Origin of the sequence: Desulfovibrio sp. (assembly GCF_047607245.1) — a bacterium.
In the GTDB taxonomy this organism is placed as follows: Bacteria; Desulfobacterota; Desulfovibrionia; order Desulfovibrionales; family Desulfovibrionaceae; genus Desulfovibrio.
Genome location: NZ_JASGDK010000038.1, coordinates 1 through 5539, shown reverse-complemented (window position 1 = coordinate 5539; position 5539 = coordinate 1). Strand labels below are relative to the sequence as shown.

Sequence of the window (5539 nt, the reverse complement as noted above, 5' to 3'; positions counted from 1 at the left end):
GTCAACAATTGCGGTCAGATATGGCACAGATTGTTCAAACGCAAGCTGTTGGCCTGCAAGCTGTAGTTACAGGGCTGCAAGACTCGCTTGGCATCATCGCACAGGATAATCGACTTGCGCGCTATACCGCCCTTTATGAAGCAGAACCGGGCAACCCTGCTGTTCTGCGCTCCAAAGAAGCTCTGGAAGCGGATGATGTTCTGGCGGGGCTTGTCAATGCGTCGGATAATCTTGCCTACAGCGGTTTTATTACGCCGGAAGGGAAAGTAATTGCCCATCATGTAAGCGGTCAGAGTGGCCCCAGCAAGTCTGTTGGTTCAGACTTTTCCAATCGTGCGTATTTTAAGGAAGCCATAAAAGATAAAACCGTCATTGCGGATATAATCAGCGCCACCACAGGGCTGCCATCCACCGTGATTGCTATGCCCGTAAAGCGCGACGGCAAGGTTATCGCTGTTGTTACTGTTGGCACAGACAACGTAAATCTGGCAAACGCCACCAGCAACCGAATCAAGGTGGGCGAAAAGGGCTTTGCTTTTGTGTACGATTCCACTGGTCAGGTTGTGATGCATCCCGACACCAAGGCTCTTGCCCGAAAAGATGGGGACAAGCCGTATGTGCAGAAAATGCTCGCGGAAAAGCAGGGGCGCGCCATCTACACTGACAGCAAGGGCGATGAAAAATCTATCTATTTTGAATCGTTGCCTGAAGAAGGGTGGATAGTTGCGCTTGAGGTGGACCGCGAGGAAATTGCGGTTCCTATCAAAAAAATGCTCGCTAACTCCCTGATGATCGCAGGCGCCTGCATCTTGCTCGTGGGGCTCATGATTATTCTTTCTGCGCGCGGCATTGTGCGTATGGTCGGGGGATTCTCGGGCATGGCCGAAGCTGTGGCTGCCGGGCGTCTTGAAACAGGTGCAGCCGAAGCCTTGTTGCTGGCGCAAGCCCACAAACGCAAAGACGAATTCAGCGTGCTGGGGCAGGGTATGGAACGTATGGTGGGCAATATTAAAGGCCTGCTTGCAGAAAGCGAGCAAAAAACACTGGCCGCCGAAGAAGCAACCGTTCAGGCGCAGCAGGCGACTCTTAAGGCAGAAGAAGCCGCCCACCGGGCCGAAAGTGCGAAGCGTGAGGGCATGCTGGCTGCCGCTGGCCAGCTGGAAGGCGTGGTGTCTATTATTTCTTCCGCATCCAGCGAACTTTCTGCCCAGATTGAGCAGTCGGACCGTGGCGCGCTAGAATCCGCCCACCGCCTCAGCGAAGCTGCCACTGCAATGAATGAAATGAACGCTACCGTGCAGGAAGTGGCACGCAATGCCTCAACGGCGGCCAATGTGTCTGCTGAAACCAAGGCCAATGCCGAAAACGGGGCCGTCATCGTGCAGAACGCCTTGCAAAGCATTGATCAGGTTCAAAAGCTCTCTATGGAGCTTAAAGATGATATGTCTCAGCTCAACGAACACGCCCAGTCCATCAGCAAGATCATGAACGTCATTTCTGATATTGCCGACCAGACAAATCTTTTGGCACTTAATGCCGCCATTGAGGCCGCCCGCGCTGGCGATGCCGGGCGGGGCTTCGCCGTTGTGGCCGATGAGGTGCGCAAGCTGGCTGAAAAAACGATGGCATCTACCAATGATGTGGGCAATGCCATCAAGTCCATTCAGGAAAGCTCGTCTCAAAGTGTTGCCGCAATGAACAAGGCCTTGCAGGAAGTGGAAACCGCTACCAAGTTTGCCAGCCAGTCCGGTGAGGCGTTACAGCAGATTGTCAGCAATGTCGAAGCCACGGCTGATCAGGTGGGGGCCATCGCCACTGCCAGCGAAGAGCAGTCTGCCGCCAGTGAAGAAATCAACATGTCCATCGTTCAGGTGAACGACATGTCTGCGCAAACGGCTCAGGCTATGGCCGAAGCCAACCGGGCCGTTAGTGAACTGGCGCGGCAGGCTCAGGCCCTCAATAACCTGATCGTTGAAATGAAGCAGGGCTAGTTTTTTTGGAATTGTCACGCAAAAGCCCCCGGCATTGATATGCCGGGGGCTTTTAGTCTGAAGCAGAATAACTTTGAACTGCGGTATAATTTGAAATTGTCATTCTGCTGAAAAATGTAATTTCTGGCGTGCCCACGCCTTGCTGCTGCGGCGTGCTGCACTCTCGGACAGCGCTGGACATCTTAACTTTGAAAAGTCCAAAGATTATGGATTCTCTTTCGTGTCAGCCATTGATTTATTGGCACATTCACTGAAATACTGTTTATTTTTCTCCAAAAAATATTCCAGATTTTTTTCCTGCATTGCATGCCACAGGTCAAAAATATCTGAATATCTTTTGCCTGATAAAAGTACATTGAGCAGCTTGCAAAAATCTTCGGCTTTATTTTTTTTAGAAAAATGAAAACTGAAATCTCCGTCGCAAACTTCAAAATGAAGCTCGTCTTTATTGGCCTCAGGCGCGCTTAAATTAACCACTCTATATGCCATAGCGTACTCACGGTTAGCGTTTGTTTTGGCTGCTTTGTTGCTCTGTGCTCAAGGTGTGCAGGCAGGGTAACGTATACAGCTCTGCGGCGTCATTAGTTTTTTTGAACAATATTTTACTGTGCCAACCCCCACGCCTCAGTCGATCGAGTTCGCGTACATAATGCCGTTTGTAAATCAGTGCCGGCCGCGCCAGTACCACGCGTAGACAATACTATGACAGCTTCGCATAACCTGTGCCGCCAATGGGCAACCTGACTGTGCCCGTCGTGGGCAGTCGATGTCAGCCGTGTGTAAGGCTGTACCAACCGTGCACAGCCGATGCCGACCGCGCAACCCGCTGATGTCTGATTTGCCAAAGGGCAGGGCCGCGCGGTTTTTTTGATGGCTGCTGCGTCCTCAAAGCGTTGCTAAAACAAAAATGCCTTTACGAATTTCTTCGTAAAGGCTTGATTCTTCTCTGGAGCGGGAAACGGGATTTGAACCCGCAACCTTCAGCTAGGGAAGCTGACACTCTCCCGTTGAGTTATTCCCGCAAAAGTGGAGCGGGAGACGGGATTTGAACCCGCGACTTCAACCTTGGCAAGGTTGCACTCTACCACTGAGTTACTCCCGCATGGTCTGCGAAACGGCGAAGCGTAAAAATCCTTTTTGGAGGCGGCATCCAGATTTGAACTGGAGATGGAGGTTTTGCAGACCTCTGCCTTACCACTTGGCTATGCCGCCAGCAAAAAATTTGGAGCGGGAGACGGGATTTGAACCCGCGACTTCAACCTTGGCAAGGTTGCACTCTACCACTGAGTTACTCCCGCTCAGCGAGGTATGCTTTTACGTGTATTGACCCTGAGTGTCAAGCATTGTTCCACAATTTTTGAAAAGTTTTATTTTTTCCATCGTACTGACAGTCCTAAAAAACCTAATAATCCGCATGAAAAGCCAGTGTGAGCGAAAGAAGGCATAGGGCGAACCGCCGTGAAAACGGTTCGCCCTCAATTTTGCGTCATGCGCCAGACTCGTGCGGTTAATCCTTGCCGCGTTGATCAACTATGCGCTGGGCCTTGCCTTCCGAACGCTGGATGGAGCGCGGCTCCATCAGGCGCACCTTGGCCGTGACACCTAGGAATTCCTTGATGTTCTTTTGCAGACGGTTTTCAAGCATCTGGAGCTTGCGAATCTCGTCGGCAAACAGGGTGTCGCTGACTTCCACACGCACTTCCAGCGTATCCAGATTGTTAACCGTGCCCACAATGATCTGGTAGTTGGGCGTGAGTCCGTCGCTTTCCATAAGCAGACCTTCGATCTGCTGCGGAAAGACGTTGACCCCGCGTATGATGAGCATGTCGTCACTGCGGCCCTGCAAACGCGAAATACGCACGTGGGTGCGGCCACAGCTACACGGCGTGTAGTTCAGGCTGGTGAGGTCGCGGGTGCGGTAGCGAAGCATGGGGATGCCCTCTTTGGTGAGGGTGGTCAGCACCAGCTCACCCACCTGACCAGGGGGCAACTGCTCGCCAGTTACCGGGTCAATGATTTCCGGCAGGATGTGGTCTTCCCAAAGGTGCATGCCGCACTTGGCTTCCACGCACTCCATCGCCACGCCCGGCCCCATAATTTCAGAAAGGCCATAGATGTTCATAGCATCTATGTTCATTTTTTCTTCAATGTCTCGCCGCATGGCTTCTGTCCAGGGTTCGGCCCCGAAGATGCCTATGCGCAACGGCAATTCGCGAAAGTCCACCCCGGCTTCCTGCGCGGCTTCCCACAAGTGCAGGCCGTAGGAAGGCGTGGCGCACAATACAGTGGCTCCAAAATCGCGCATGAGGTGTGCCTGTCGGCGTGTGGCCCCACCGGAAGCCGGAACAACGGTGGCCCCGATGCGCTCCGCGCCATAGTGCGCGCCAAGCCCGCCAGTAAAAAGGCCATAGCCATAAGCCACGTGCACCACGTCTGAGCGGGTGACGCCCGCGGCGGCCATGCTGCGGGCCATAAGCTCGGCCCAGTTTTCAAGGTCGCGGGCGGTATAGCCCACCACCACGGCCTTGCCTGTGGTGCCGCTGGAGGCGTGCAGGCGCACTATGTGGTCGCGCGGCACGGCAAAAAGTCCGAAGGGATAGTAATTGCGCAGGTCCTGCTTTTCGGTAAAGGGCAAAAGCTTCAGGTCGGCCAAAGATTTGATGTCGGCAGGGGTGATGCCTACCTCGTCAAAGCGTTTGCGATAGAAGGGCACGTTGGCGTAAACGCGGTCGCACAAGTCGCGCAGACGGCGCAGTTGCAACACTTCCAGTTCTTCGCGGGGCAGGGTTTCCTGTTTGATATTGAAAAGCACGACCCTCTCCTTATAATAGCTGGCATTCGGCGGCACGGGCCGTCATAAAAGAGAAAAAATGGTTTTATAGTATGTAAACCCTTTCCGGTATGCCGCAATGTCCGCACCGGGTCAACAAAAACGGGGGGTGAAGCCCGGGTGGCGCACCGCGAATTGGTTGAAAAAACAGCAAAAATATAAGATCCGCTGATCTGGGGAAAAAGTCGCGGCATCGGCGGCAGCGCCTGCAGACGGCTGTGGCAGTGCGGTTGGCAGGCGTGGGGCATGAGGCGATAGCACCGGGAAGCCATTGCCCTTGACGCGGCTTTGCGATATGTGCTTGCTATGGAAAATAATCACCCCAATACGACCCCCGGGGGCCGCGCCCCCAAACAGTTTTCAGACGTTCCCGTCAGCCACAAGGCGGCGGAAGTGGCCCAATGGCTTGAAGAACACAAGGCCCTGCGTGTGGTTTGTCTTGATCTTGAAGAGCAAGGCGGCTTTGCCGATGCCCTGATCATCGCCAGCGCCGGTTCGGTGCGTCATGCCCAAAGTCTCGCCGATGGCGTGAGTTTGATGTGCCGTGAGAAAAACTATGAATTCCTGCGCACGGAAGGTTACGCCACCGGACAGTGGATACTGGTGGATATGAACGATATAATCGTTAATATCTTTCAGGAGCCCGTGCGCGACCTCTATGCCCTCGAAGCCCTGTGGGGGCATGGTTCCGGAGCTGCCAAAACCGCCGGGCAAGAAG

At 53.8% G+C, this 5539-nt stretch carries 4 protein-coding genes and 4 tRNA genes; 2 read left to right on the top strand and 6 right to left on the bottom strand.

The window, feature by feature from the left end; translation table 11 throughout:
* On the top strand, positions 1-1991 hold a 1991-nt coding region (locus tag QM579_RS02865), incomplete at its 5' end, for a methyl-accepting chemotaxis protein (RefSeq protein WP_414997711.1).
* A gap of 204 nt (positions 1992-2195) precedes the next feature.
* Here QM579_RS02865 and QM579_RS02860 read toward each other — a convergent pair.
* The 6 genes from QM579_RS02860 to QM579_RS02835 all read right to left on the bottom strand — a co-directional run bounded on the left by QM579_RS02860 (position 2196) and on the right by QM579_RS02835 (position 4803).
* On the bottom strand, positions 2196-2480 hold the full coding sequence (locus tag QM579_RS02860; RefSeq protein ID WP_414997710.1) for a hypothetical protein: 285 nt from the start codon (positions 2478-2480) through the stop codon (positions 2196-2198).
* A gap of 458 nt (positions 2481-2938) precedes the next feature.
* Positions 2939-3013: transfer RNA gene (locus tag QM579_RS02855), tRNA-Gly, on the bottom strand.
* A 5-nt stretch (positions 3014-3018) separates the two neighbouring features.
* Positions 3019-3093, bottom strand: a tRNA-Gly gene (locus QM579_RS02850).
* A 36-nt stretch (positions 3094-3129) separates the two neighbouring features.
* Positions 3130-3203: transfer RNA gene (locus QM579_RS02845), tRNA-Cys, on the bottom strand.
* 11 nt (positions 3204-3214) lie between these two features.
* Positions 3215-3289 (bottom strand) — tRNA-Gly (locus tag QM579_RS02840).
* A gap of 209 nt (positions 3290-3498) precedes the next feature.
* On the bottom strand, positions 3499-4803 hold the full coding sequence (locus tag QM579_RS02835) for a phenylacetate--CoA ligase family protein (protein ID WP_414997709.1): 1305 nt from the start codon (positions 4801-4803) through the stop codon (positions 3499-3501).
* 324 nt (positions 4804-5127) lie between these two features.
* Here QM579_RS02835 and rsfS point away from each other — a divergent pair.
* Positions 5128-5539: ribosome silencing factor (gene rsfS / locus QM579_RS02830; protein WP_414997708.1), on the top strand; the 412-nt coding region annotated here is incomplete at its 3' end.

Coding starts and splice junctions, on each gene's coding strand:
- QM579_RS02860 (WP_414997710.1), bottom strand. CDS start 2,480: ATGGCATATAGAGTGGTTAATTTAAGCGCGCCTGAGGCCAATAAAGAC.